This is a genomic window from Bordetella bronchialis (assembly GCF_001676705.1).
Classification (GTDB): domain Bacteria; phylum Pseudomonadota; class Gammaproteobacteria; order Burkholderiales; family Burkholderiaceae_B; genus Bordetella_C; species Bordetella_C bronchialis.
Map to the genome: position 1 here is coordinate 4,970,374 of NZ_CP016170.1, position 24,502 is coordinate 4,994,875.

22 protein-coding genes are annotated in these 24,502 nt (G+C 68.3%); 13 read left to right on the forward strand and 9 right to left on the reverse strand.

Features of this window, described 5'->3' with window-relative positions; genetic code table 11:
- Positions 1 to 37: 37 nt before the first annotated feature.
- Both moaA and BAU06_RS21810 read right to left on the reverse strand, forming a co-directional pair.
- Positions 38 to 1,159, reverse strand: coding sequence for a GTP 3',8-cyclase MoaA (moaA, locus tag BAU06_RS21805; protein ID WP_066359498.1), 1,122 nt, complete (start codon positions 1,157 to 1,159; stop codon positions 38 to 40).
- Between the two features lie 42 nt (positions 1,160 to 1,201).
- Entirely contained in the window at positions 1,202 to 2,278 is a 1,077-nt protein-coding gene (locus BAU06_RS21810) for a substrate-binding domain-containing protein (RefSeq protein WP_066355492.1), read from the reverse strand.
- A gap of 221 nt (positions 2,279 to 2,499) precedes the next feature.
- Here BAU06_RS21810 and BAU06_RS21815 point away from each other — a divergent pair, with 221 nt between their 5' ends.
- The 6 genes from BAU06_RS21815 (at position 2,500) to BAU06_RS21840 (ending at position 10,716) form a co-directional block, all read left to right on the forward strand.
- Positions 2,500 to 3,054: a formate dehydrogenase subunit gamma gene (locus tag BAU06_RS21815; protein ID WP_066355494.1), complete on the forward strand. Its 555-nt coding sequence runs from the start codon at positions 2,500 to 2,502 to the stop codon at positions 3,052 to 3,054.
- Positions 3,051 to 4,700, forward strand: coding sequence for a formate dehydrogenase beta subunit (locus BAU06_RS21820; protein ID WP_066355502.1), 1,650 nt, complete (start codon positions 3,051 to 3,053; stop codon positions 4,698 to 4,700). Before BAU06_RS21815 ends, BAU06_RS21820 begins: the two co-directional genes overlap by 4 nt.
- 55 nt (positions 4,701 to 4,755) lie before the next feature.
- Positions 4,756 to 7,620 carry a formate dehydrogenase subunit alpha gene (fdhF, locus tag BAU06_RS21825; protein ID WP_066355510.1) on the forward strand — a complete coding sequence of 955 codons (2,865 nt, stop codon included), beginning with the start codon at positions 4,756 to 4,758 and terminating at the stop codon, positions 7,618 to 7,620.
- A 33-nt stretch (positions 7,621 to 7,653) separates the two neighbouring features.
- Positions 7,654 to 8,595 (forward strand): formate dehydrogenase accessory sulfurtransferase FdhD, encoded by a 942-nt coding sequence (gene fdhD, locus BAU06_RS21830; RefSeq protein WP_082993778.1) that lies wholly within the window; start codon positions 7,654 to 7,656, stop codon positions 8,593 to 8,595.
- A 14-nt stretch (positions 8,596 to 8,609) separates the two neighbouring features.
- Positions 8,610 to 8,867, forward strand: coding sequence for a formate dehydrogenase subunit delta (locus tag BAU06_RS21835; protein WP_066355517.1), 258 nt, complete (start codon positions 8,610 to 8,612; stop codon positions 8,865 to 8,867).
- 181 nt (positions 8,868 to 9,048) lie between these two features.
- Positions 9,049 to 10,716, forward strand: coding sequence for an OFA family MFS transporter (locus BAU06_RS21840; RefSeq protein ID WP_066355524.1), 1,668 nt, complete (start codon positions 9,049 to 9,051; stop codon positions 10,714 to 10,716).
- A 55-nt stretch (positions 10,717 to 10,771) separates the two neighbouring features.
- On the opposite strand, the gene BAU06_RS26935 is transcribed toward BAU06_RS21840, so the two are convergent.
- From BAU06_RS26935 to BAU06_RS21855, 3 genes are all read right to left on the reverse strand, one after another.
- Positions 10,772 to 11,791: an RHS repeat-associated core domain-containing protein gene (locus BAU06_RS26935; protein WP_197509356.1), complete on the reverse strand. Its 1,020-nt coding sequence runs from the start codon at positions 11,789 to 11,791 to the stop codon at positions 10,772 to 10,774.
- Entirely contained in the window at positions 11,775 to 12,821 is a 1,047-nt protein-coding gene (locus tag BAU06_RS21850) for an RHS repeat-associated core domain-containing protein (RefSeq protein ID WP_082988399.1), read from the reverse strand. Before BAU06_RS21850 ends, BAU06_RS26935 begins: the two co-directional genes overlap by 17 nt.
- Before the next feature lie 165 nt (positions 12,822 to 12,986).
- Positions 12,987 to 13,940 carry an RHS repeat-associated core domain-containing protein gene (locus BAU06_RS21855; RefSeq protein ID WP_066355543.1) on the reverse strand — a complete coding sequence of 318 codons (954 nt, stop codon included), beginning with the start codon at positions 13,938 to 13,940 and terminating at the stop codon, positions 12,987 to 12,989.
- A gap of 358 nt (positions 13,941 to 14,298) precedes the next feature.
- Between BAU06_RS21855 and BAU06_RS21860 the strand changes: the two genes are divergently transcribed.
- Together BAU06_RS21860 and BAU06_RS21865 are read left to right on the forward strand one after the other, a co-directional pair.
- Positions 14,299 to 15,276, forward strand: a complete 978-nt coding sequence (locus BAU06_RS21860) for an RHS repeat-associated core domain-containing protein (protein WP_197509358.1) — start codon at positions 14,299 to 14,301, stop codon at positions 15,274 to 15,276.
- A gap of 183 nt (positions 15,277 to 15,459) precedes the next feature.
- On the forward strand, positions 15,460 to 16,431 hold the full coding sequence (locus BAU06_RS21865; protein WP_082988402.1) for an RHS repeat-associated core domain-containing protein: 972 nt from the start codon (positions 15,460 to 15,462) through the stop codon (positions 16,429 to 16,431).
- A 154-nt stretch (positions 16,432 to 16,585) separates the two neighbouring features.
- Here BAU06_RS21865 and BAU06_RS21870 read toward each other — a convergent pair whose 3' ends face one another.
- The 3 genes from BAU06_RS21870 to BAU06_RS21880 all read right to left on the reverse strand — a co-directional run bounded on the left by BAU06_RS21870 (position 16,586) and on the right by BAU06_RS21880 (position 18,989).
- Positions 16,586 to 17,050 carry a universal stress protein gene (locus BAU06_RS21870; protein ID WP_066355555.1) on the reverse strand — a complete coding sequence of 155 codons (465 nt, stop codon included), beginning with the start codon at positions 17,048 to 17,050 and terminating at the stop codon, positions 16,586 to 16,588.
- An 81-nt stretch (positions 17,051 to 17,131) separates the two neighbouring features.
- The gene (locus BAU06_RS21875; RefSeq protein ID WP_066355559.1) at positions 17,132 to 17,491 is read right to left on the reverse strand and encodes a protein tyrosine phosphatase family protein; all 360 of its coding nucleotides are present in this window, start codon (positions 17,489 to 17,491) and stop codon (positions 17,132 to 17,134) included.
- A gap of 28 nt (positions 17,492 to 17,519) precedes the next feature.
- A complete protein-coding gene (locus BAU06_RS21880; RefSeq protein ID WP_066355575.1) occupies positions 17,520 to 18,989 on the reverse strand; it encodes an aminotransferase-like domain-containing protein in 1,470 nt (489 codons plus the stop codon).
- A gap of 234 nt (positions 18,990 to 19,223) precedes the next feature.
- Between BAU06_RS21880 and BAU06_RS21885 the strand changes: the two genes are divergently transcribed.
- The 5 genes from BAU06_RS21885 (at position 19,224) to BAU06_RS21905 (ending at position 23,692) form a co-directional block, all read left to right on the forward strand.
- On the forward strand, positions 19,224 to 20,144 hold the full coding sequence (locus BAU06_RS21885) for a DMT family transporter (protein ID WP_066355591.1): 921 nt from the start codon (positions 19,224 to 19,226) through the stop codon (positions 20,142 to 20,144).
- Between the two features lie 88 nt (positions 20,145 to 20,232).
- Positions 20,233 to 20,868 carry a LysE family translocator gene (locus BAU06_RS21890; RefSeq protein ID WP_066355602.1) on the forward strand — a complete coding sequence of 212 codons (636 nt, stop codon included), beginning with the start codon at positions 20,233 to 20,235 and terminating at the stop codon, positions 20,866 to 20,868.
- 38 nt (positions 20,869 to 20,906) lie between these two features.
- Positions 20,907 to 21,863 carry an alpha/beta hydrolase gene (locus BAU06_RS21895; protein WP_082993779.1) on the forward strand — a complete coding sequence of 319 codons (957 nt, stop codon included), beginning with the start codon at positions 20,907 to 20,909 and terminating at the stop codon, positions 21,861 to 21,863.
- 63 nt (positions 21,864 to 21,926) lie between these two features.
- Entirely contained in the window at positions 21,927 to 22,859 is a 933-nt protein-coding gene (locus tag BAU06_RS21900; RefSeq protein WP_066355610.1) for a dihydrodipicolinate synthase family protein, read from the forward strand.
- Positions 22,860 to 23,041: 182 nt separating this feature from the next.
- Positions 23,042 to 23,692 carry a GntR family transcriptional regulator gene (locus tag BAU06_RS21905; protein ID WP_066359508.1) on the forward strand — a complete coding sequence of 217 codons (651 nt, stop codon included), beginning with the start codon at positions 23,042 to 23,044 and terminating at the stop codon, positions 23,690 to 23,692.
- Here the strand turns inward: BAU06_RS21905 and BAU06_RS21910 are convergent.
- Positions 23,679 to 24,452, reverse strand: a complete 774-nt coding sequence (locus BAU06_RS21910; RefSeq protein WP_231933930.1) for a ChbG/HpnK family deacetylase — start codon at positions 24,450 to 24,452, stop codon at positions 23,679 to 23,681. The two genes, BAU06_RS21905 and BAU06_RS21910, sit on opposite strands and share 14 nt — an antisense overlap.
- Between the last annotated feature and the right edge of the window lie 50 nt (positions 24,453 to 24,502).

The following is a 24,502-nucleotide window of genomic DNA, read 5'->3' on the forward strand; positions in this document are numbered from 1 at the left end:
CGGGGTGGCGGGTAGGCCGGTTCCCTGCGGACCGGCCCTAGCCGCCGATATAGCTCATTTCGACCTTCGGTTCCGCCTGGGCGCCCGGCGTGGCCGCCAGGCGGCGTTCCGAATAGTTGTCGCCGCGCCCGGCCCAGATGCCGGCGATGGCGGCCGCCAACTGGTCGTCGTCCGCGCCGCCGCGTATCAGCGCGCGCAGGTCATGGCCGCGTCCCGTGAACAGGCACAGGAACAGCCGGCCTTCCGGCGACAGGCGCGCGCGCGTACAGCCCTCGCAGAAAGCCTGCGTGACGCTGGAGATGACGCCGATCTCGCCGCCGCCGTCGGCGTAGGCCCAGCGCTGGGCCACGCGGCCCATGGGATCGCTTCGCACCGGCACCAGCGGAAAGTGCGCGTTGATGCGGGCGATGACGTCGGCGCTGGGCAGGACCTCGGCCATGTTCCAGCCGTTGGTGCTGCCCACGTCCATGTATTCGATGAAGCGCAGGATGTGGCCGGTACCGCGGAAATGCCGCGCCATGGGCAATATCTGGTCGTCGTTGACGCCGCGGCGCACGACCATGTTGACCTTGACCGGCGCCAGGCCGGCCTGGGCCGCCGCATCGATGCCGCGCAGCACGTCGGCCACTGGAAAATCCGTATCGCTCATGCGGGCGAACATGTCCGGATCCAGCGCGTCCATGCTGACGGTGACGCGCGCCAGTCCGGCATCCTTCAGCGCGCGCGCCTTGCGCGCCAGCAGGCTGCCATTGGTGGTCAGCGTCAGTTCCAGCGGCTCGCCTTCCGGCGTGCGCAGCGCGGCCAGCATGCCCACCAGGGTTTCGATGTTCTTGCGCAGGAGCGGTTCGCCGCCGGTCAGGCGTATCTTGCGCACGCCCAGGCGGACGAACACCGCCGCCGCGCGGGTCATTTCCTCGAACGACAGCAACTGCGCGTGCGGCAGGAACACATGATTGCTGTCGAAGGTATCGCGCGGCATGCAGTACGTGCAGCGGAAGTTGCAGCGGTCGGTGACCGAGATGCGCAGGTCGCGCAGCGGCCGCGCGCGGCGGTCGCGCACCGCCTGGCCCGGCGCGGGCAAGGCGGCGGCGCCGGGCACCGCGGCGGAACCGGGGGCCGCGGGCGTCCGGTCATCGGTCAGGTAGATCACTTTCGACATGATGGTCATCATAGCCGCAGGCCCCGGCCTTTGCAGGCAGGCTCAGCCGAATGCCTCCTGCAGTGTCTGGATGCGGCCGGTTTCGCTGGCATCGTAGCCCACCAGTTGCCCGACATAGCCCTTGTAGTCCGCGCCGCGCATGATGGCCAGCAGGGCCTGCATGGCCGGCTGGTCCAGCGCCGCCTTGCGGATGGCGAAGAAATAGCGCTCGCGCGCCAGCGGGATGAAGTCCAGCCCGAAGCGGTGCGCGGCCGTTTCCACGCCGATGCCGGCGTCGGCCATGCCGCTGGCGATATGCGCGGCCACGGCCATGTGCGTGAACTCGCTGTTCTCGTAGCCGTGCACCTGCGCCAGCGGGATGGCCAGCTGGCGCAGCATCAGCTCCACCAGGTGGCGCGTGCTGGAGCCGATCTGCCGGTTGACGAAACGCACCCCCGGCCGCGCCAGGTCGGCCACGCCGCGGATGTTCTTGGGATTGCCCGCCGTGACGAACAGGCCCGTGTTGCGCACCGCCAGATGGATCAGCAAGTGCTCGGCCGGATGCAGCCATTGCGCGTAATGGCGCAGCATGGCGGCCTGGAAATCGCCTTGCGGCACCTGGAAGCCGGCCAGGTCGCACTCGCCGCTGTCCAGGGACGCCAGGGCCTCGGTCGCGGTGCGATAGCGCAGCTCCAGGCCGGGCTCCTGGATGTGCTGCATCAGCGCTTCCACCGCGAAGCCGTGGCTGGCGTGCAGCCGCAGGTGCGGGCCGCTTTCCGGCAGCAGGCGTTCCAGGTCTTCCTGGAGCTCCGACGCAAGGCTTTCCAGCATGGGCATCAGCCGGGCCTCGATGCGGCGGTTGGCCCACAGCAGGCGCTGGGCAAAGGGCGAGAGTTCCGTACCCTGGCGGCGCCGCGTGACCAGCAGCGGCGTGCCGAAGATGGTCTCGAAGCGGCGCAGCACGCCCCAGGCATGGCGATACGACAGCCCGCAGGCGCGGCAGGCGCCGGCGATATGGCCCACCGCGTCGATGGCCGAGAGCAGGGCCAGCACTTCCCGCAGCGCCACGCCATCGTCGGCGCCGCCCTGGGTCAGCCACCATCCCGGCCGCAGCGCGATGCGGAATGCGCCGCCGCTCATGGCCGCCCCGCCGGGGCCGCCTGGGCGCGGGAGCGGGCCGCCGGCACCGCCAAATGGGCGCATGAACGGGTGGCTGGCACTGCCATATAGGCACAAGAATTCATATTGAAACCCGCCTAGAGCGGCGATACAGTCGCACCTGAGAGACAACAGCGCCGTCTATTATGTTCCAAAAGACATATTTGCGCTGCCAGAAAACGATGTAGAAGGAGTCCGACTCCATGCGAGAAGGTCAAGCCAGGGCAGACCTGGCATCCAACGCGGGCGCCCGCGGCGGTGAACTCGCCCGCCAGGCGGCCGCGCAATCCGGACATCCGGCCGTCGCCGCCGCCGCGCGCGCCATCGAGGCGCACCAGGGCGTCCCGGGCGCCCTGCTGCCCATCCTGCATGCCGTGCAGCACGAACTGGGCTGTATTCCGGCGGAGGCCGTCCAGCCTATCGCCGAAGCCCTGAATCTGTCGCGCGCCGAAGTCCACGGCGTCATCACCTTCTACCCGCACTTCCGCCAGACGCCCCCGGGCCGGCACGTGGTAGAGGTATGCCGGGCCGAGTCCTGTCAGGCCATGGGCGGCGAACAGATCGCCGCCCATGCGCGCAAAAAGCTGGGCTGCGATTTCCACGCCACCAGCGCCGACGGGGCGTTCAGCCTGGAACCCGTGTACTGCCTGGGCCTGTGCGCGCAATCGCCCGCCATGCTGGTCGATGGCGTGCCCTATGCGCGCCTGACGCCCGCGCGCTTCGACACCATCCTGGGCTATGTGAAGGAGGCGGAATGAACACGCCCCTGCCCGACGCCCCCCAGGCCCGGCAAGACGACCCTGCCGCCATCACGATCTACGTGCCGCGCGACGCCGCCGCCCTGGCGGTGGGCGCCGACGACGTGGCGCGCGCCATCCAGGCCGAGGCCGCGCGCCGCGGCCAGCCCGTGCGCATCGTGCGCAACGGCAGCCGCGGCCTGCTGTGGCTGGAGCCCCTGGTGGAAGTGGCGACGCCCGCGGGCCGGATGGCATACGGGCCCGTGCAGGCCGAAGACGTGGCCGCGCTGTTCGGAGCCGGCTGGCTGCATGGCGGCAGCCATGCGCTGGGCCACGGTCCCACGGAAGACATCCCCTACCTGAAGCGCCAGGAACGCCTGACCTTCGCCCGCGTCGGCATCACCGACCCGCTCAGCCTGGACGACTACCAGGCGCATGGCGGCCTGGCCGGCCTGCGGCGCGCGCTGCAGATGGCGCCCGCCCAGATCGTCGAAGAAGTCCAGGCCTCCGGCCTGCGCGGACGCGGCGGCGCGGCCTTTCCCACCGGCATCAAATGGAAGACGGTGCTGACGACGCCGGCCGACCGCAAGTACATCGTCTGCAATGCCGACGAGGGCGACTCCGGCACCTTCGCCGACCGCATGTTGATGGAAGGCGATCCCTATGTCCTGATCGAGGGCATGGCCATCGCCGGGATCGCGGTGGGCGCCACGCAGGGCTACATCTACGTGCGCTCGGAATACCCCCACGCCATCGCCGCGCTGCAAGCGGCCATCGTCCAGGCCCGCGCGGCGGGCTGGCTGGGCGACGATATGCTGGGCAGCGGCAAGCGCTTCGACCTGGAAGTGCGCACCGGCGCCGGCGCATACATTTGCGGCGAGGAGACCTCGCTGCTGGAAAGCCTGGAAGGCAAGCGCGGCGTGGTCCGCGCCAAGCCGCCGCTGCCGGCCATCGCCGGCCTGTTCGGCAAGCCCACCGTCATCAACAACGTGATCTCGCTGGCCTCGGTGCCCATCATCCTGGCCCGCGGCGCGGCATACTACCGCGACTTCGGCGTGGGCCGCTCGCAAGGCACGCTGCCCTTCCAGCTGGCCGGCAACCTCAAACAGGGCGGCCTGGTGGAAAAGGCCTTCGGCCTGACGCTGCGCGAGCTGCTCTACGACTTCGGCGGCGGCAGCGCATCCGGCCGGCCCTTGCGCGCCGTGCAGGTGGGCGGCCCGCTGGGCGCCTATCTGCCCGAATCGCAATGGGACGTGCCGCTGGACTACGAGGCCTACGTCAAGATTTCGGCGATGATCGGCCACGGCGGCCTGGTTGCCTTCGACGACACGGTCGACATGCAGGCCATGGCGCGCTATGCCATGGAATTCTGCGCCATCGAATCCTGCGGCAAATGCACGCCCTGCCGCATCGGCTCGACCCGCGGCGTGGAAACCATAGACCGCATCGCCGCGCGCGGCGCGGACCACGCGCAGCAGGTGCACCTGCTGCGCGACCTGTGCGACACCATGCTGGGCGGCTCGCTGTGCGCGCTGGGCGGCATGGCGCCGTATCCCGTGCTGTCCGCGCTGGACCACTTCCCCCAGGATTTCGGTCTTTCCCCGCAAGCCCCGGATCCCGCCGGCCTGGCTGCCGTCGACACGGACGCCCGCCCGCCGCACCTTTGACATTGAAGGCCGGGGACCGCCCCGGGCCGGTGAAGAAAGATTTGGAGACTCCACCATGTTGGAAACCGTCATCAAACGAGACCGGGACTACGGCACGCCCGCGCGCGTATCCGAAAAGCAGGTCAGCCTGACCATAGACGGCCAGGAAATCCGCGTGCCGGCCGGCACCTCGGTGATGCGCGCCGCCGCCGAGGCGGGCATCAACATCCCCAAGCTGTGCGCCACGGACAGCCTGGAGGCCTTCGGCTCCTGCCGCCTGTGCCTGGTGGAGATCGACGGCCGCCGCGGCTATCCGGCCTCCTGCACGACGCCGGTGGAAGACGGCATGGTGGTACGCACGGAAACGCCCAAGCTGCATGACCTGCGGCGCGGCGTCATGGAGCTGTATATCTCCGACCATCCGCTGGACTGCCTGACCTGTCCGGCCAACGGCGATTGCGAACTGCAGGACATGGCCGGCGTGGTGGGCCTGCGCAACGTGCGCTACGGCTACCAGGGCGCCAACCACCTGAACGACGCCAAGGACGAGTCCAACCCGTACTTCACCTACGACCCCGCCAAGTGCATCGTCTGCAACCGCTGCGTGCGCGCCTGCGAGGAAACCCAGGGCACCTTCGCCCTGACGATTTCCGGCAAGGGCTTCGACTCGCGCGTGTCGGCCGGCCAGGACCAGCCTTTCCTGGACAGCGAATGCGTGTCCTGCGGCGCCTGCGTGCAGGCCTGCCCCACCGCGACGCTGCAGGAAAAGACCGTCATCATGATGGGCCAGGCCGAGCATTCCGTGGTCACCACCTGCGCCTACTGCGGCGTGGGCTGCGGCTTCAAGGCGGAAATGAAAGGCCAGGAAGTCGTGCGCATGGTGCCCTGGAAGGACGGCCAGGCCAACCGCGGACACTCCTGCGTGAAGGGGCGCTTCGCCTGGGGCTACACGACGCACAAGGAACGCGTCACCAAGCCCATGATACGCAAGCGCATCACCGACCCCTGGCGCGAAGTTTCCTGGGAAGAAGCCATCAACTACGCCGCGTCGGAATTCAAGCGCCTGCAGGCGCAGCATGGCCGCGACGCCATCGGCGGCATCACCTCGTCGCGCTGCACCAACGAGGAAACCTGGCTGGTCCAGAAACTGGTGCGCGCCGGCTTCGGCACCAACAACGTCGACACCTGCGCGCGCGTATGCCATTCGCCCACGGGCTACGGCCTGAAGCAGACGCTGGGCGAATCGGCCGGCACGCAGACTTTCGATTCCGTCATGTATTCCGACGTGGTCGTCGTCATGGGGGCCAATCCCAGCAGCGGCCATCCGGTGTTCGCCTCGCGCCTGAAGCGCCGCCTGCGCGAAGGCGCGCGGCTGATCGTCATCGACCCCCGCCGCATCGAGCTGGTCAGCTCGCCGCACATCAAGGCCGACTATCACTTGCAGGTACGTCCCGGCACCAATGTGGCGCTGCTGTCCTCGCTGGCCCACGTCATCGCCACCGAAGGCCTGATCGACGAGGCCTTCGTGGCCGAACGCTGCGAGACCCTGCCCTTCCAGCAGTGGCGTGAATTCGTATCGCGTCCGGAGAACTCGCCCGAGGCCATGGAAGCCGTCACCGGCGTGCCGGCGGCCGCGGTGCGCGGCGCCGCGCGCCTGTACGCCACGGGCGGCAACGCGGCGATCTATTACGGCCTGGGCGTGACCGAGCACAGCCAGGGATCGACCACCGTGATGGGCATCGCCAACCTGGCCATGGCCACCGGCAATATCGGCCGCGAAGGCGTGGGCGTGAATCCCCTGCGCGGCCAGAACAATGTGCAGGGCTCCTGCGACATGGGCTCCTTCCCGCACGAGCTGCCGGGCTACCGGCATATCTCGGACGACACGGTGCGCGCCCAGTTCGAGCGCGACTGGGGCGTGACGCTGCAGCCGGAGCCCGGCCTGCGCATTCCCAATATGTTCGACGCCGCGCTGTCGGGGACCTTCAAAGGCCTGTACTGCCAGGGCGAGGACATCGTGCAGTCCGATCCCAACACGCAGCACGTGGCGGCCGCGCTGGCGGCCATGGAATGCATCGTCGTCCAGGACCTGTTCCTGAACGAGACGGCCAAGTACGCGCACGTTTTCCTGCCCGGCTCTTCCTTCCTGGAAAAGGATGGCACCTTCACCAACGCGGAACGGCGCATCTCGCGCGTGCGCAAGGTGATGGAGCCGCGCAACGGCAAGTCCGACTGGGAAATTACGGTCGACCTGTCCAACGCCATGGGCTATCCCATGCACTACCGCCATCCCAGTGAAATCATGCAGGAGATCGCGCGCCTGACGCCGACCTTCGCCGGCGTCACCTACGAGAAGCTGGACCGCCTGGGCAGCCTGCAATGGCCCTGCAATGACGAAGCGCCGGAAGGCACGCCCATCATGCACATCGACGAATTCGTGCGCGGCAAGGGCAAGTTCATCATCACGCAGTACGTGCCCACCGAGGAACGCAGTACGCGCAAATTCCCGCTGCTGCTCACCACCGGCCGCATCCTGTCGCAATACAACGTGGGTGCGCAGACGCGCCGCACGCCCAATGTCATGTGGCATGCCGAGGACGTGCTGGAAATCCATCCGCAGGATGCCGAGGACCGCGGCATCGCCGAAGGCGACTGGGTGGGCGTGCAGAGCCGCGCGGGCGAGACCGTGCTGCGCGCCGTGCTGACCGACCGCGTGCAGCCCGGCGTGGTGTACACCACCTTCCATTTTCCCGAATCGGGCGCCAACGTGGTCACCACCGACAACTCCGACTGGGCCACCAACTGCCCGGAGTACAAGGTCACGGCGGTGCAGGTGATGCGCGTGTCGCAGCCATCCGAATGGCAGCGCCAGTGGAGCCGGTTCAGCGATATCCAGAATAAACTGCTGGCCCAGCGCGAAACCGTGCCGGCCGGCAAGTAGGCGGCGGGCCCCTCAGGCAGATATCGCAAGGACATGGCAATACCGACACAGCCGCAACCCGCCGCGCCGGACGCAGCGGCCCCCGCCCGGCCCGCCGCCGGGCCGCGGGGCGGCGGCGCCGACACCCCGGGCTACGTGCGCGGCGACGACCTGCCCGGCCTGCTGACCCCCACTTCGCGCCCCGCGCGCGTGCTGCGCATCCGCGGCGGCGTCCGCGCCCCCGGACCCGAGGACGATGTCCTTGCCGAGGAAACGCCCATCGCGCTGGAATACAACGGCATCAGCCACGCCACGATGCTGGCCACCCCGGCCGACCTGGAAGACTTCGCCGTCGGTTTTTCGCTGACCGAAGGCATCATCGAGGGCGCACGCGACGTGCGCGACATCGAAACACGGCCCGGCGCGGCGGGCATCGTGCTGGCCTTGACGATTTCCAGCGCCTGCGCGGCGCGCCTGAAGGAAAGGCGGCGCGCCATGTCGGGCCGCACCGGCTGCGGCCTGTGCGGCGTGGAAACGCTGCCCGAAGTGCTGCGCGACATTCCGCCCGTGGCGGCCGGCACGGCCGTGCCGGCGCGCGCGGTGCTGGACGCCATGCGCGCGATGCGCCAGCGCCAGCCGCTGCATGCGCAGACGGGCGCCACGCACGCCGCCGCCTGGGCCGGCGCGGACGGCGTCCCGGGCCTGGTGCGCGAGGACGTGGGCCGCCACAACGCCCTGGATAAATTGATCGGCGCGCTGGCACGCCGCGCGGACGGCGCCCCGCCCGCGCACAGCGGGCTCATCGCCGTGTCCAGCCGCGCCAGTTTTGAAATGGTGCAGAAGACCGCCGCCGCGGGCGTCGGCATCCTGGCGGCCGTCTCGGCGCCCACCGCCCTGGCGCAACGGCTGGCCGAGCGCCTGAATATCGCGTTGCTCGGCTTCATGCGCGACGACGACGCCACGCTATACACGCACGCGGAACGCATACGCGCGTGACCCCTGGAGCAAGAATGGACAGCGCCAACCTTATCCGCATGGCCAACCGCATCGGCGACTTCTTCGATGCCATGCCCGACCGCCCGGAAGCGGTCGAAGGCATCGCCAGCCACATCCAGAAATTCTGGGAGCCCCGCATGCGCACCGCGCTGCTGGACTTCCTGGAACGGCATCCCGACGGCCAGGACAGCGAGGTTCGCCTCAGCCCCATCGTGCTGGAGGCCATCACCCGCAATCGCCAGCGCCTGACTCCGAAAGCGCCCGCGCATTGAAGGCGGCGAATACATCCAGGATTTGAACGCGCGCCCGGCGGACAACCGGATGCCGGCGGCGCGCGCGGGAAACACGGCAGACCAGCCATCCGGACAACGGGCCCACGAGGCCCGACAACACCGGAACGCCACGCGCGCGGCACCGCGGGCGTTCCGTTCGAGCCAAAACAAAGGAGAGGACATGAGCACAGCGACCACGCTGGATATACCCGCCGGCAAACCCGGCTTCCTGGACAAGGAAAGAACCATCGCCGGCCCCGGCTTCAGCCGCTGGCTGGTGCCGCCCGCCGCCCTGGCGATCCATCTGTGCATCGGGATGGCTTATGGCTTTTCCGTCTTCTGGCTGCCCTTGTCGAAGTCGCTGGGCGGCACCGCGCCGCTGGCCTGCCCGGCGGACATGAGCCTGGCGAGCGAACTCTTCACCACCAGCTGCGACTGGCGCATCTCCAGCATGACGGTGACCTACATCCTGTTCTTCGTCCTGCTGGGCTGCTCCGCCGCCATGTGGGGCGGCTGGCTGGAGCGTGCCGGCCCGCGCAAGGCGGGCATCGTCTCGGCGGCCTGCTGGTGCGGCGGCCTGGTCGTTTCGGCGCTGGGCATTTATATGCACCAGCTATGGATGCTGTGGGTGGGCTCCGGCGTGATCGGCGGCGTGGGCCTGGGCCTGGGCTATATCTCTCCGGTCAGCACCCTAATCAAATGGTTTCCGGACCGCCGCGGCATGGCCACCGGGATGGCCATCATGGGTTTCGGCGGCGGCGCGATGGTCGGCGCTCCCCTGGCGAATCTGCTGATGCGCCACTATGCCTCGGCCAGCTCGCCCGGCGTCTGGGAAACCTTCCTGACGCTGGCCGTGGTCTATGCGGTATTCATGACCGCCGGCGCGCTGTCCTACCGCGTGCCCGCCAGCAACTGGAAGCCCGAGGGCTGGACGCCGCCCGCGGCGCGGACGCAGAACGCCATGATCACGCACGGCCACGTGCATGTGAAGAAGATCTGGGGCGTGCCGCAGTTCTGGCTGGTGTGGTGGGCCCTGTGCCTGAACGTGACGGCCGGCATCGGCATCCTGGGCATGGCCTCGCCGCTGCTGCAGGAAGTCTTCGCCGGCAAGCTGATCGGCCAGGACGCGCTGACCTTCTCGCAATTGAACAAAGAGCAGCTGGCCGCCATCGCGACCATCGCCGCCGGATTCACCGGCCTGCTCAGCCTGTTCAACATCGGCGGCCGCTTCGTCTGGGCCAGCCTGTCGGACAAGCTGGGCCGCAAGATGACCTACTTCACCTTCTTCGTGCTGGGCTTCGTGCTGTATGCCTCCGTGCCGTGGTCGGCGCACGCCGGCCACCTCGCCCTGTTCGTCGGCGCCTTCTGCATCATCCTGTCCATGTACGGGGGCGGCTTCTCCACGGTGCCGGCCTACCTGGCCGACCTGTTCGGCACGCAGATGGTGGGCGCCATCCACGGCCGCGTGCTCACGGCCTGGTCGGCGGCGGGGATTTTCGGGCCGGTGCTGATCAGCTATCTGCGCGAATACCAGCTGTCCATCGGCGTGCCGCGCGCGCAGGTATACGACATCACCATGTACATCCTGGCCGGCCTGCTGGTCATCGGCTTCCTGTGCAACCTGGCCATCCGTCCCGTCAATCCCAAGCACTTCATGACCGACGAGGAATTGGCCAAGGAAAAGGCGCTGGCGCATGAACGGGCCGTGGCGGCCGAGGTGCATGGCGAATCGACCTCGACCTTCAAGACGCCGGCGGGAGTCATCGCTTTCGCCTGGGCCTGCGTGGGCATCCCGCTGGCCTGGGGCATCTGGGTAACGCTGCAGCAGGCGGTGGTGCTGTTCCGCTAGGCCATGCGGCGGCGGGATCTTGCATCCTGCCGCCGCTCGCAGGGTCCTCTATCCCTTACAAGATGTTCAGCCTTAGAAGCGCCGCCCTATCGCGGAACTCGCGGGTATAAGCCCTTTTCAGGTGCGGCGTGCGTGTCTGAGCGGCGCTAAGCAGGATCGGGTCGAAGCCGTGCCTGCCGGGCCGCCGGCCTCCCAATGCGACGATTAATCCGGACTCCGGCGCCACCGGTGCTGTCAGGGATACGGTGTAGGGTCTGTCGCGCCACCCGCCCTTCGGTTGCCCGCAGCTCGCGCCGAACCGCTTCATCAGCTCGACCACGTCCGGATCATGGTGGTCGAGGAGACGGCCCAGTAGCGCTATCCGGGGATGGATGGTGAAAAGGATCGCGGATTTGGCCGGCCCATCGGGGCTGAGCGTGACATAGCCCAGCCCATAGGCGCTATTGAAAAATCGTTTCAAGCCCAGATCGTCCTGGGGCAGCGCCCGCAGCACGATGGCCGGGGGCGGGATACCGCGTGGCACGTCGAGTCTGGCGAGTTGCTGCCCGACCGGCGCGTCCGGCAAGGTGGCCGCCCCGCCGGCATGCGCGGCGACGCCACCCGCCCGGCCTGCGGCCGAAGTGCCCGGTCCCGGGCCGCCCCCCGGCGCCAGAAGGGCCGGCGAATGCGGCGCCGGCGACTCCTCCTCGCCCAGCCACCTGTCCAGGTCGGCGGCATCCAGTTGTCCCGGCCGGAACTCGGCCGCTGCCTCTGCGGCCTGAACGTCCAAGTGCGGGAGCATCTCCTCCAGGCGAAACATCGGCACATGGCCCGTCGGATCGGTACCGGTGACGGGGTTTCCCAGGCAATACCCATAGCCGTTCAATCCGCCGAGCGCGAAAGGGCTGTCCGCGTCCGGCGCGGTGAACCGCGTCAGCGCCGGCGAGTAGAAGCGGTAGCCATTGCCTAAGGGGTAGGCGCGGGTGACCGGGTCGGGAATGGCGTCCGCGTATGCAGGTATCGTTGCCTTATTCATGACTTGTCCGCGGTCTGCAGAACTCCGGTGCGGCCATGCCGGATCAGTAGAATTGGGCACGGGTTTCTGCCGCGTTCCAGGCCACGCGCTTGCGCATGTGCTTGGCCTGCTGGAGAAACGCCTGCTCGAACAAGGTGTGCGTGTACTTCCCGCCCGGCTTGGGCGTCATCACGATAGACTTGAAGTCCGGTGCCCCTGGCACCGTACCCATGAAAAGCACATCCAGGGCTTCGGCCCGGTTCGCGGGCGCCCTCAGCTTGACAATGTACCGCCCGGCGTACGGCGCGCCCGGTCCGCGCGTGGCGCCAAGGCGTTTCATCAGACTGACCACCATCGGATCGTTCCTGTTCACCGGCACACCGTTCATGGCAATGCTCGGCTCGATCTCGTAAAGCACGCGTGAAACGGCCTGTCCGTCGGGATTGATGTTGACGAGCCTGGCGGCATAGGCCGCCCTGAAAAATTCCTGCACATCGGCATCGCTTACCGGTATATACCGGAGATGCACGGTCTGCCCCACCACGCCCACGACGGCGCCAAGGGCGGCCGGATCCCGATTGCCCCGACCGGCGCCTACCGCCTGTTCGAGTGCCAGAGGCGCTGCCACTGGCGCCCGTGCGGGTGCGGCGGGGGCCGCGGCATGGCCCGGATCATCCAGCTCGTCGAAAAATCGACCCACCCATTCCGCGCTCTTTCGCCGTTGGCCCGACGTGCCGGCGATGTCGCCGCCCGGGCCATTGGCGTTCAGCAGCTCCGATGGATCGGCCGCCCGTGCCACGGTTTGCTCCAGCGCGTCCTCCGCATCCCGTAACATCGCGGCGCCCCACATCATGTGCCCGCTCGGGTCCGAGCCATTGACCGGATCGTCCGCGCAATACGCATAGCCATTCACGCCCCCCGGGCCGAAAGGGCTGTCCGTATCCGGAGCATTGAATCGCATCAACGCGGGAAGAGCCATGCGATAGCCGTTGCCCAATGCATAGCCACCGGTCACCGCGTCCTGGACGGACCCCGTATATCCCAGAACACAGCCGCCTTTCATGACAGATCCACGGTTGTCCCCCGACACGCGCGTCGACACGCTCTTCATGATGCATTGTGCCCGCCGGGGACTGCATCGCGGCCCGGACGCGGCGTAATCTCGCGTTGCCGCATGCAACCCGCCGGTGCCGCGACAGGGCGTATCACGACCTGGAGTCTCTGGATAGCGCCGCAACAGGCGGTGGTCGCGTTCAGGTACGCCCTACGGCGCGCATCAATAGAATTCGTTACGGTGTTTGACGACGTTCCAGCGAACGCGCTTGCCCATTGTTTTGGCCTGGTCGAAAAAAGCCTGCACGAACACGGGCACGGTATACGACCTGCCCAGTGGCACCACGACCACGCTGAAGTCCGGCGCTCCCGGCACCGTTCCTCTGAAAGCCACGTCCAGCGCGGTGGCGTTGTCCGTTGGATCTTTCAGTTTGACAACATACGGCGCGATGAGCGATCCGCCCCGTCCGCGCGTGGCGCCAAGGCGTTTCATCAGGTTGACGACCACCGGGTCGTTCCTCCCAAGGGCCACGCCGTTCAACACAATCTGCGGCGTGATGCTGTAGACCTTGCGCGAGATGGCTCGCCGATCCGGATTGATATCGATCGAGCCGGCGTCATGAAGCGCTCTCACGAACTCGTCCAGGTCTGCGTAGTTGGCCGGTAGTCGCCGAAGACGGACGGTTTGCCCCACCACGCCCTCCACCGCGCCCGGCGCGGCCGCATGCGCCGGGCGCAGGCCAGCGGCCGCCGCATGTCCTGGCGCCAATGGCACCTCTGTCGGCGCGGATGGGCCCGCAACGGGCGCCGCGGCATGGCCAGGGTTATCCAGGTCGCCAAAAAAATCGGCCACCTCGTCAGCGCTATTGCGGCGTTGCCCCGATGGGGCCGCGAGGACCGCCTCCACGCCATCGGCGTCCAGGAACCTCGATGGATCGGCCGCGCGCGCGATGGTTTGTTCGAGCGCGTCCTGCGCATCGCGCAACATCCCGGCGCCCAGCATCATGTGCCCGCTCGGGTCCGAGCCATTGATCGGATCGTCCGCGCAATACGCATAGCCATTGACGCCGCCCAGGCCGAACGGACTGTCCGTATCCGGGGCATTGAATCGCATCAGCGCCGGCAGGAACATGCGATAGCCGTTGCCCAGCGCATAGCCCCCTGTGACCCCGTCCAAGGGGGATCCCGTATAAGCAAGAGCATGCCCGCCAGTCATGATCCATCCGCCTTTGTTTATTCGCACGCATGCGCCGGAAGTGCGACTCAGGGCCCATTATGCGTATCGAGTGTGTTTCGTGGACCACGGCGCGACGTAATCTCGCGTTGCCGCATGCAATGCGCCGGGACGCCAGGTGCCGGCGGTTTCGTCTCTTCGGAACGCCGCCGCCGACTCTCCTCCGATGCCTGCGCATAGCAAGCCTACGTATGGCAACCCAGTATTACGCGTCTCGCTGTCCTGCGCGCCCGATGACCGGGCATACTCCCGCCTGGCGCCATGCCTGCGTGCGCGCCCTACCCACCCGCCAGGACGCGAAATGGGCCATGCGGCGATATGCGCTTACACGGGATCGATTCCCGACCCTATCACCAGCGCCTACCCTTTAGGCGATGGATACCGCTTCTACTCGCCGGCATTGATGCGCTTTACCGCGCCGGACGCGGACAGCCCTTTCGGCCTCGGCGGCTTGAACAGCTATGGCTACTGCATGGGGAACCCGGTTACTGGCGCCGATCCGACGGGCCATGTGCCGATGTTTCGCCCGGAGGACATGATCGAAGGCCTGGACGTCCTGGCCGCGGCCGCGGCGGCGGAGTTCCGGCCCGGACAACTGCATGCCGCCGACCTGGAACACCACCTTGGCGAACTGCCCGTACTGGATGCGGACACCGTGGACCAGGTGCTCGGCACCGCGGATGCCGGGCCGGGGCCCGTGGCAAGGCGCCATACGCCCTCGCCCGCGATGGCCGCCGCGCCGGCCCTGCCCGGACCCATGCTGCGCATCGCAGGAGGGCACCCGCTACCGATAAGCCTGCGCCAATTGCCCAGCACCCCCGAGGGGTTCGTGGAGCTTTTCAACCAGGCACATCGGGCGGGTCAGCTGACGTTCAACCCCGACGGCCAGGCCATGTCGCGCGCGCTTCTAAGCTGGCAGCCCCGCATCGTATTGATGGGCCGGGAGCTCGGCCGCAACGACAGGCCCCTGGCCACGTTCCTCAAGCACTATGGCGCGTCGAGCTTCGACTGGTCCACGCGCGGCCCGTGGGCCGAGGATGCGCCCTACACAATCATGCTTCCCTATGAGATACAAGTCCCGCGCGCCCTGGATATCGCACTAGGCGTGGGGAAGAACCCCGACCGCTACACCCCTATCCTGATTCCAACGGCCAGGTTCGCCGCATCAAAACGGTCGATACAACGCCTTTACGGCGCGGCGTTCGCCGACGCTGCCAAGCGGTTGGGCATAAAGGGCCGTTACTCGCCCACGACCTACGTCGTCGAGATCCACTTCTGAGCCTGTCCAGCCGGCCGGGTGCGAATACGTGCGGCCTTGGCGGCCCGCCTCGCGACACCCCAAGGCCTACGTATGGCAACCCAGTATTACGCGTCTCGCTGTCCTGGGGCGCCCGATGACCGGGCATACTAGCGCCTGGCGCCATGCCTGCGTGCGCGCCCTACCCACCCGCCAGGACGTGACATGGGCCATGCGGCGATATGCGCTTACACGGGATCGATTCCCGACCCTATCACCAGCGCCTACCCTTTAGGCGATGGGTACCGCTTCTACTCGCCGGCATTGATGCGCTTTACCGTGCCGGACACGGACAGCCCTTTCGGCCTCGGCGGCTTGAACAGCTATGGCTACTGCCTGGGGAACCCGGTTACCGGCGCCGATCCGACGGGCCATGTGCCGATGTTTCGCCCGGAGGACATGATCGAAGGCCTGGACGTCCTGGCCGCGGCCGCGGCGGCGGAGTTCCGGCCCGGACAACTGCATGCCGCCGACCTGGAACACCACCTTGGCGAACTGCCCGTACTGGATGCGGACACCGTGGACCAGGTGCTCGGCACCGCGGATGCCGGGCCGGAGCCCGTGGCAAGGCGCCATACGCCCTCGCCCGCGATGGCCGCCGCGCCGGCCCTGCCCGGACCCATGCTGCGCATCGCAGGAGGGCACCCGCTACCGATACGCCTGCGCCAATTGCCCAGCACCCCCGAGGGGTTCGCGGAGCTTTTCAACCAGGCACATCGGGCGGGTCAGCTGACGTTCAACCCCGACGGCCAGGCCATGTCGCGCACACTTATCAGCTGGCGAGCCCGCATTGTGCTGCACGGCCGGGAGCTCGGCCGGAACGATCCGACCCTGGCCGACTTCCTCAGACACTATGGGGCGTCGCGCAAAGGCGCAGGCACTTCGTGGGCCGAGTATGCGCCTTACCCGATCGTGCTTCCATATCAGGTGCCAGTGGCACGAGCGCTGGATATCGCGCTCGGCGTGCGGAAGGATCCGCCGCGCTACACGCCTATCCTGATTCCAACGTCCAAGTTCGTAACGAACTTCGCGTCGATACAACGCCTTTATGGCATGGAGTTCGCCAGGTCCGCCAAGCGACTGGGAATGAAGGGAAGGTACTCGCGTACGACCTTTGTTATCGAAATCGAATTCTAAGCGTGCTTTCCCGGTCGGGTGGCGACACCGCCGCCTGTTCGCTTCAGCGGCGCTCGCATCCGCATTGACGGCACGCCATAAAACAAAATCCGCCGGCACCGCAGGACGCAGGCGGATCGAGGGCGGCGGCGCCCAGGGGCGCCGCTGCGCGGCATCAGGCTTTTTCTTCCTTGACGCGGTACACCAGGACTGCCACGTGGGCCAGCGACAGCACCTTGGCGGTGACGCTGCCCAGCAGCAGGCGCGACAGGCCGCTGCGGCCATGGCTGCCGATGAAGATCAGGTCGCAGCCGTTTTCCTGCGCGGCCTGGACGATGCCGTCCGCCACATTGAAATTCGATACGGCTCGCGCGGTGGCCTTGACGCCGGCCGTTTCCGCCCGATCCAGCACCTGCTTCAGGTAGCGCTTGGATTGTTCGGCGGAGGCTTTTTCGTAGTCTTCGTCCGTAATGGCGTAGGCCGCCGCCATGCCGTCGAAACCTATGGTGGCGGCGAAAGGCTGGGTGACGTGCAGGGCGACGATTTCCGCCCCGACGGAGCGGGCGAAGCAAACCCCTGCATTGGCCGCCTGGGCGGACAGCGGGGACCCGTCGGTGGGAATGAGGATTTTTTTGAACATGTCCTGCTCCTTACACGGAATGTGTGTAGCCAATCCTACCGGAAATACCCGGCCGGCGGCAGAGCAGCATCCCTGCCCCCGCTAGCCCCGGCCCTTGGAGCCGGCGTGCTGCGCGGCAACAAACAGATTGGTGCAGCGGGTGCCGGTACGGCAATAGGCCAGGATGGGCTGCGGCAAGGTGTCCAGCAACTGCGCGAAGCGGGCGACGTCCTCGGTCGTCATGCCACCGCTGACGACCGGCTGGTATTCCACGTTCAGCCCCGCGTTCAGCGCCGCCTGGGACACCGCGGCCGCGGTGGGCTGGTCGGGGCCGCCCTCATAGTCGGGACGGTTGATGATCACGCTCTTGTAGCCGGCGGCCGCCACGGCCGCCATATCGTCGGGCGACAGCTGGGGGGCGACGGCGAAGGTTTCGGTCAGGCGATTGATGGGAACGGACATGATGGATCTTCCTGGATGATGTGGGCGGTCAGGCAGTATATGCGGCCGTGCCGCCCGGCGGAGCCGGACGCATCAACTGCCGCAGCAACTGCCAGGCCGCCGCGTTGTCCACCATGCTGGCGGAAAAACGCAGGTAGGTGGACGGCGCCTGCGTGGGCGAGAACAGCGAGCCGGGGGCCAGCAGCATATTGCGGCGCGCGGCCTCGCGCGCCACGGTTTCGCCGTCGCGGCCGCAATCGGCCCAGACGAACATGCCGGCATGCGGCATATCGGGTATGCGCAGCCCCAGCTCGGCCAGTCGCCTGGCGCAGCGTTCGCGCGCATCGTCCACGCGCGCGCGCACCCGCTCCACATGGCGGCGGTACTGCCCGTCGGCCAGGATGCGATGGACGACGCGTTCGCCGAGCTCCGGCGAGGTCAAACCGGCCAGCATTTTCAGGTCCGCCAGTTTCTGCAGCAATGCCGGCGGCGCGGCCACATAGCCCACCCGCAGGCTGGGGGCCAGCATCTTCGAAAAACCGCCCACCAGGATGACTCGGTTGAGCCGGTCCAGCACCGAAAGGCGCATGGCATTGCCGGGGTGCAGCTCGGAATAGGTGTCGTCCTCGACGACGGTGAAGTCGTGGCGCTCGGCGATGCGCAGGATGTCGTAGGCCGTGCCGGCCGACAGGGTATGGCCGGTCGGATTGTGGACCACGCTATTGACGATGAAGAGCTTGGGCCGGTGCTGGGCCGCGAGCTTGTCCAGCAGCGCGGCGTCCGGCCCGGCCGGCGTGCGCGGCACGCCGATGACGCGCGCGCCCACGGCCGCCAGCCGGCCGAAGATCACGAACCAGGCCGGGTCTTCCACCAGCACCGTATCGCCGGGCCCGACCAGCAGGCGGGCGATCAGGTCCAGCCCATGGGTTACCCCGTTGGTGGTCAGCAGATTGTGGTCGGGATGCGCGGGCACGCCCATGCCCTGCAGCAGCGCCGCGATCTGCTGGCGCAGCGCGGGATAGCCTTGCGGGTGTCCGTACGCCAGGAAATTGCCGCGCACCGTGCGGCCCACCGCCCGCACCGCGCCGGCAATCATGTCGGCGTCCAGCCATTCCGCCGGCAGCAGGCCGGCGCCGCCGGGCATGCCCGGGGCCGTCGACTCGCGGAACATGCTGCGCAACAGCCAGGAGATATCGATGCGTGCCGGCGTATCCAGCGTCGCCTCGGGGGCCGGCACCGCGGCGGCCGCGCGGGCGGTATCGCGCGGGGCGACGAAGAACCCCGCGCCGCGCCGCGACAGCACCATGCCGCTGGCCGCCAGGCGATCGTAGGCCTCGACCACCGTGAAGCGGCTGACGCCGGCCTGCTCGGCCATGGCCCGTATGGAAGGCAGGCGCGAGCCGGGCCGCAGGCCCTCGTCCTGGATGCGCCGTGCCAGATCGTCCGCCAGTTGGGTGGCCAGCGTCACGTCATTGCCGCGTACCGGCCGCCACACGGGCGGAGAAGACGAAAGTGTCATGGTGGAAAGACCAGGCCAGTTATTCCAGCGAACCGGAAAAGTGTACCGGTACTGTACCGGGATCCCTGCGTAGAGTGTCATTTTCCGCAGCCGGGCGCAAGCGGTCGCGGCCGGGGGTTTTCCCGGCGGCCGCGCGACCGGACGCGCGGGACCCGCCGGCAGGCGGCCGCGGCCAGGCTCGTAATCCGGGGCCGACCGCCGCACGCCTGCCGCCACACTGCCCAGGAGGCCTCGATGCCACGCCCCGAATCCCCGCTTGCCGCGCTGTCTTCCCCCACCCAGGCCCCGCACGGCTGGGAAGGCTATGGGGCCGGCCTGCTGGGCATCCTGGTCTTCAGCCTGACGCTGCCCATGTCGCGCATCGCGGTGGCGGAACTGGATCCGCTGCTCGTGGGCCTGGGACGCGCGCTGGCGGCCGCCGTACCGGCCGGCCTGTTGCTATGGCTGACGCGCAGCCGCCTGCCGCGGCGCGACGAAAGAAAAGGCATCATCCTGGCGGCGCTGGGCGTCATCGTGGGTTGGCCATTGACGTCCACGCTGGCCATGCAATCGGTACCGGCGGCCCATGGCGCGGTCGTCAATGGCCTGCTGCCGCTCTCGACGGCGGCTTTCGCGGCGCTGGGCAGCGGCGAACGCCCGACGCGCCAGTTCTGGGCCTGGGCCGTGGCCGGCGCGGCGCTCGTGGCGGCGTTTGCATTGCGCGAGGGCGGCGGCGCGTTCCAAGCCGGCGACCTGTGGCTGCTGGTATCGGTCGCCCTGGGCGGCATGGGCTACGCCGAAGGCGCGCGGGTGTCGCGCACGCTCGGCGGCTGGCGTACGATCTGCTGGGCCCTGGTCTTCAGCGCGCCCTTCCTGGTCGCGCCCGTGGCCTGGATGGCGACGCAGGCGCCGTCCCCCTCGCCCACGGTGTGGGCGGCGCTGGCTTATCTTTCCTTCGGTTCGATGTTCCTGGGATTTTTCGCCTGGTACCGCGGATTGGCGCGCGGCGGCATCGCCCGGGTCGGCCAGGTCCAGCTGCTGCAGCCTTTCCTGACCGTGACGGCCGCCGCGCTGCTGTTCGGCGAGCAGGTCGGGCCGGCCACGCTGGCCTTCGCGCTCGCCATCATCGGCGTCATTGCCGGCGGCCGCGCGGCGGCGGCGCGGGGACGCAGGTAATGCCAGATACCGCGCGCGCCGGCCGGACGGCACTCCCGCAGCGAAACACGCGAACGTACGCAGACGCCACCACCCATTGCACCGGAACATGAGCGACACCATCCCCCTTCTTTCCGCCAGCCTGCTCGGACCGCTGATCCTGTTTTCGCTGGTCAGCTCGATCACGCCTGGCCCCAACAACATCATGCTGGCCTCATCGGGCCTGAACTTCGGCTTCCGGCGCACCCTGCCGCACATGTTCGGCGTCAACATCGGCTTTTCCCTGATGATCCTGCTGGTGGGCGCGGGACTGGGGGCGGTCTTCCACGGATCGCCGGCGATCTATACCGCGCTGAAGTACGGCGGCGCCATCTATCTGCTGTACCTGGCGTGGAAGATCGCCACCGCCGGGGAGATCCGCGAAGGCGGACGGCGCGCGCGCCCTTTTACGTTCCTGCAGGCCGCGGCCTTCCAATGGGTCAACCCCAAGGCCTGGGTCATGGTCGTGGGACTGGCCGCCACGTACATCCCGGAATCCGGGTTCTTCATGAACCTGGTGGTGGCGACCATCGTCTGCGGCATCGTCAACCTGCCGGCCATCGGCGTGTGGGTGACCTTCGGCACGGCGCTGCGCCGCGTGCTGCACAAGCCCGGCGCGATACGGGCCTTCAACCTGACCATGGCTACGCTGCTGGTGCTTTCCCTGTACCCCATCGCCCTGGAGCTGGCCGCGTCGATGGGCTAGCGGCGGGAACCCGCGCCGCCATGGCCGGTCTATCGACGATGCCCTCCTTCCCCCGCCTGCCCATCCGTATCACCCTGCGGCGCGCCATGGCTTGCGCGCTGCTGGCCGGCGCCGCCGTCGTGGGCTGCACGCAGCTGGATGCCTGGCAGCGCGAGGCGATCTTTTCGCCGGCGCACGGCGACCAGCGCTGGTTCAGCGAACCGCCGGCGGGCACCCGGGTGTTCGACCTGGCCGTGGCGCCCGGCCAGCAGGTGCGGGCCTGGTACTGGCAAAGCCCCGACCCGCAAGCTCCCGCGGTGCTCTACCTGCACGGCGCGCGCTGGAACCTGAACGGCAGCGCCTTCCGCATGGCCAGCTGGACGCGATTGGGGTATTCGGTGCTGGCCATCGATTACCGGGGCTTCGGCGACTCGACCCGGATACTGCCGTCCGAGGAAAGCGCCGGCCAGGACGCGGCCGAGGCCCTGCGCGAACTGGCCCGGCGGCAGCCGGATCCGGCCAGGCGCTTCGTCTACGGCCACAGCCTGGGCGGAGCCATCGCCATCGACCTGGCCGCCCGCCGGGACATGCCCGCCATCGCCGGGCTGATCGTGGAATCCAGTTTCACCAGCATCGCGGCCATGCTGGAAACCCTGAAATGGGGTTGGGTGCCCGGCGCCAGCCTGCTCGTCACCCAGCCCTTCGACTCCCTGGACAAGCTTGCCGACCTGACCACGCCGGTGCTGTTCCTGCACGGCACCAACGACCGCGTGGTGCCGCACACCATGAGCGACCAGCTGTTCGCCGCCGCGCAAAAAGTGGCGCCCAACCTTAAGCGGCTGGTAAAGATAGACGGCGCCTCGCATTCCGGCGCGGTGCGCAGCGGTCCGGTGTACGACCAGGCGGTGGAATCCTTCGTCCAGGACGCCGCCGCGGCTTTCCACGGCGCGCCCATGCCGCAGCGCCCGCCCGTGGACGCCCGCAGCGCGGACCCAACGGCGTCCGGCCCGTTGTAAATATATTAAGCAGCCATTAGACTGCCCCATCGGCGCGCCGCGCGCCTTCCCCCGGAGAAGGACTTGAACCGTACCCGCTGGCAAGGGGTGTTTCCCGCCGTCACCACCAAATTCCGGGAGGACGAATCCCTGGACCACGAGGAAATGCGCCGGCATTTCGGTTTCCTGATCGACAACGGCGTCCACGGCATGGTCACCTGCGGCTCACTGGGAGAAGCCAGCACGCTGTCGATGGAAGAAAAGCTCGCGGTGGCCCGCACCGCAGTGGATGTCAGCGGCGGACGCATCCCGGTGCTGGCCAATGTCTCGGAGACCAGCACCCGCGAGGCCCTGCGCTACGTCAAGTCCGCCGTGGACCTGGGCGTGGACGGCTTCATGGTGATGCCGTCGGTCCTCTACGTGGCCGACGCGCGCGAAGCCATGCAGAACGTCCGCGCCATCGCGGAGGCCGCCCGCAAGCCTTGCATGATCTACAACAACCCGGTGGCCTATCGCGTCGACCTCAAGCCCGAACACATGGCGCAACTGGCCGATTGCGAGTGGCTGGCGGCCATCAAGGAAAGCACGGACGACATCCGCCGCATCACGGACCTGCGCAACGCGCTGGGGACGCGCTACCAGCTGTTCATCGGCGTGGACGACCTGTCCTTCGAAGCGCTGGCGCTGGGTGCCGACGGCCTGCTGGCCGGCCTGGTCACCGCCTTCCCGCGCGAGACGGTGGCGCTGTACGACCTGATGAAGGCGGGCGAATGGGCCCAGGCCCTGAAGCTTTACCAGTGGTTTACGCCCCTGCTGCACCTGGACGTGTCTACCAAGCTGGTACAGAACATCAAGCTGGCGGAAACGCTGGCCGGTGTCGGCAACGAGCATGTCCGCCGGCCCCGCCTGCCCCTGGCCGGCGAAGAACGCGCCCGCGTGGAAGCGATCGTGAAGGCCGCGCTGGAGAAGCGTCCGGAGGAATTCCGTTCGCGGCCTCCCATGGGCCCCGCCCGATAAGCCGGATGGCCGGGCGCCTCGCCATCGCGCCGGCGCGCCGCGGCACCGGGGCCGAAGCGCCGGACGTCGAGACGCCGGGCGTCGATACGCCGGGCGTCGATACGCCGGGCGTCGCGCCGAGCATCGATGCACGCGCCACTGGGCTACCATACGGCGCCACACGACCACAACCGTCCATAACCATGAGCGCAGCCCTGCCCAAACGCCGAGCCGCCGACGTTGCCTACGATGCCGTCGAAAGCATGATCGCCACCCTGCAGCTGCAACCCGGCAGCCCGGTCGTCGAGGCCGAGCTGGTGCAACGCACGGGGCTGGGCCGCACGCCGCTGCGCGAAGCCCTGCTGCGCATGGTGTCGGCGGGTTTGGTCACCCAGGAACCGCGGCGTGGACTGCGGGTGTCCAATGTGCAGCTGTCCGACCACCTGGACCTGCTGCAGACGCGGCGCGCGCTGGAGCGCCTGATCGCCACGGGCGCCGCCCGGCGCGCCACGCCGCCCCAGCGCGCCGCCATCCTGGAATGCGCGGCCAATATGATGCGCGCCGCGGACGGCGGCAACCTGGACGACTATATGCGGGCGGACCAGATGCTGGACCACGCCTGCCACGATGCCTGCCGCAATGTTTCCGCCGTGACGGCCGTGACGCCGCTGCTGATACAGTGCCGCCGCTTCTGGTACGCCTACCAGCACGAGGGCGACGTCAACGAAGGCGCGCGCCGCCATATGGCCATGGCCGAAGGGATCGCCAGCGGCAACGAACGCGCGGCCGCGCGCGGGGCCGACACGCTGATGGACTACCTGGAAGCCTTCGCGCGCAAGGTCATTGCCGCATAGCGGCGTAGCGCACGGCGCGCAATCCCATGGTGTGCATCCATTCGTCCAGGCCCGGCCGGGACAGCACCTGGTATTCGGCGCCGCGCTGCGCGTCCATGCCGCGCCGCCCGCCCGCCGGCATGGCCGGATGGCACATCAACAGGTCGCCGTCGCAGGCGTTGCGCAGCCACAGCGTGAGCAGGTCGTCGTAGGCCTGCGCGCCGCCCGCGAAGTCGTAGACCCCCAGGAAGCGCCGGTTGGTGCGCAGGCCGGCTTCCGCCGCGGCCTTCGCGAAGGGGCCGGCCCCCAGCGCCGCGATAATGCGCGCCTTGCGGCGCAGCGGGGTAGGCACGCCGTCCAGGCAACCTGGCGCCGTATGGCGCAGCCAGGGTCCCTGCCGCGGATAGCGGCGCGCCAGTACCCGGAACAGCGCATGGCGGATCTGCGGGAGCTGATGGACGTGCTGGTGGCCATCGACGAAATCCGGCGCGCGGCCCATCGCCGATTCGAAGGCGTCCAGCTGGCGTTCGATCTGCCGCGCCACGCGGCCGCTATCCAGCACGCGCGCATAGGTGCAGGCGATCAGGCGCGGCAGCGGCAGGTACAGGCCCGATTCCCCCAGGGCTTCGGTGAAGTTAAGGTGCACGCCGGCATCGACATCCAGTTCACGCAGGGATGCGGCATCGCGGCGGAATTCCGGCGCCAGCGACAGGCATCCCACCGCGCTCAGCCGCTGCGCGCGCGCCAGGCCCAGCACGCCCTCGTCGATGGACGGATTCATGCCAAAATCGTCGGCGCATACGACAATACGCCGGACGTCCGCACAGGTAT

What these genes read in the sequence shown, in the direction of transcription:
- BAU06_RS21880 (WP_066355575.1), bottom strand. Translation starts at nt 18,989, where the DNA reads ATGACACTTTCGTCTTCTCCGCCCGTGTGGCGGCCGGTACGCGGCAAT.
- BAU06_RS21850 (WP_082988399.1), bottom strand. Translation starts at nt 12,821, where the DNA reads ATGAAGAGCGTGTCGACGCGCGTGTCGGGGGACAACCGTGGATCTGTC.
- BAU06_RS21875 (WP_066355559.1), bottom strand. Translation starts at nt 17,491, where the DNA reads ATGTCCGTTCCCATCAATCGCCTGACCGAAACCTTCGCCGTCGCCCCC.
- fdhD (WP_082993778.1), top strand. Translation starts at nt 7,654, where the DNA reads ATGGCAATACCGACACAGCCGCAACCCGCCGCGCCGGACGCAGCGGCC.
- BAU06_RS21810 (WP_066355492.1), bottom strand. Translation starts at nt 2,278, where the DNA reads ATGAGCGGCGGCGCATTCCGCATCGCGCTGCGGCCGGGATGGTGGCTG.
- BAU06_RS21905 (WP_066359508.1), top strand. Translation starts at nt 23,042, where the DNA reads ATGAGCGCAGCCCTGCCCAAACGCCGAGCCGCCGACGTTGCCTACGAT.
- BAU06_RS21870 (WP_066355555.1), bottom strand. Translation starts at nt 17,050, where the DNA reads ATGTTCAAAAAAATCCTCATTCCCACCGACGGGTCCCCGCTGTCCGCC.
- fdhF (WP_066355510.1), top strand. Translation starts at nt 4,756, where the DNA reads ATGTTGGAAACCGTCATCAAACGAGACCGGGACTACGGCACGCCCGCG.
- BAU06_RS21835 (WP_066355517.1), top strand. Translation starts at nt 8,610, where the DNA reads ATGGACAGCGCCAACCTTATCCGCATGGCCAACCGCATCGGCGACTTC.
- BAU06_RS21885 (WP_066355591.1), top strand. Translation starts at nt 19,224, where the DNA reads ATGCCACGCCCCGAATCCCCGCTTGCCGCGCTGTCTTCCCCCACCCAG.
- BAU06_RS21840 (WP_066355524.1), top strand. Translation starts at nt 9,049, where the DNA reads ATGAGCACAGCGACCACGCTGGATATACCCGCCGGCAAACCCGGCTTC.
- BAU06_RS21865 (WP_082988402.1), top strand. Translation starts at nt 15,460, where the DNA reads ATGGGCCATGCGGCGATATGCGCTTACACGGGATCGATTCCCGACCCT.
- moaA (WP_066359498.1), bottom strand. Translation starts at nt 1,159, where the DNA reads ATGTCGAAAGTGATCTACCTGACCGATGACCGGACGCCCGCGGCCCCC.
- BAU06_RS21815 (WP_066355494.1), top strand. Translation starts at nt 2,500, where the DNA reads ATGCGAGAAGGTCAAGCCAGGGCAGACCTGGCATCCAACGCGGGCGCC.
- BAU06_RS21910 (WP_231933930.1), bottom strand. Translation starts at nt 24,452, where the DNA reads ATGAATCCGTCCATCGACGAGGGCGTGCTGGGCCTGGCGCGCGCGCAG.
- BAU06_RS21820 (WP_066355502.1), top strand. Translation starts at nt 3,051, where the DNA reads ATGAACACGCCCCTGCCCGACGCCCCCCAGGCCCGGCAAGACGACCCT.
- BAU06_RS21895 (WP_082993779.1), top strand. Translation starts at nt 20,907, where the DNA reads ATGCCCTCCTTCCCCCGCCTGCCCATCCGTATCACCCTGCGGCGCGCC.
- BAU06_RS21860 (WP_197509358.1), top strand. Translation starts at nt 14,299, where the DNA reads ATGGGCCATGCGGCGATATGCGCTTACACGGGATCGATTCCCGACCCT.
- BAU06_RS21890 (WP_066355602.1), top strand. Translation starts at nt 20,233, where the DNA reads ATGAGCGACACCATCCCCCTTCTTTCCGCCAGCCTGCTCGGACCGCTG.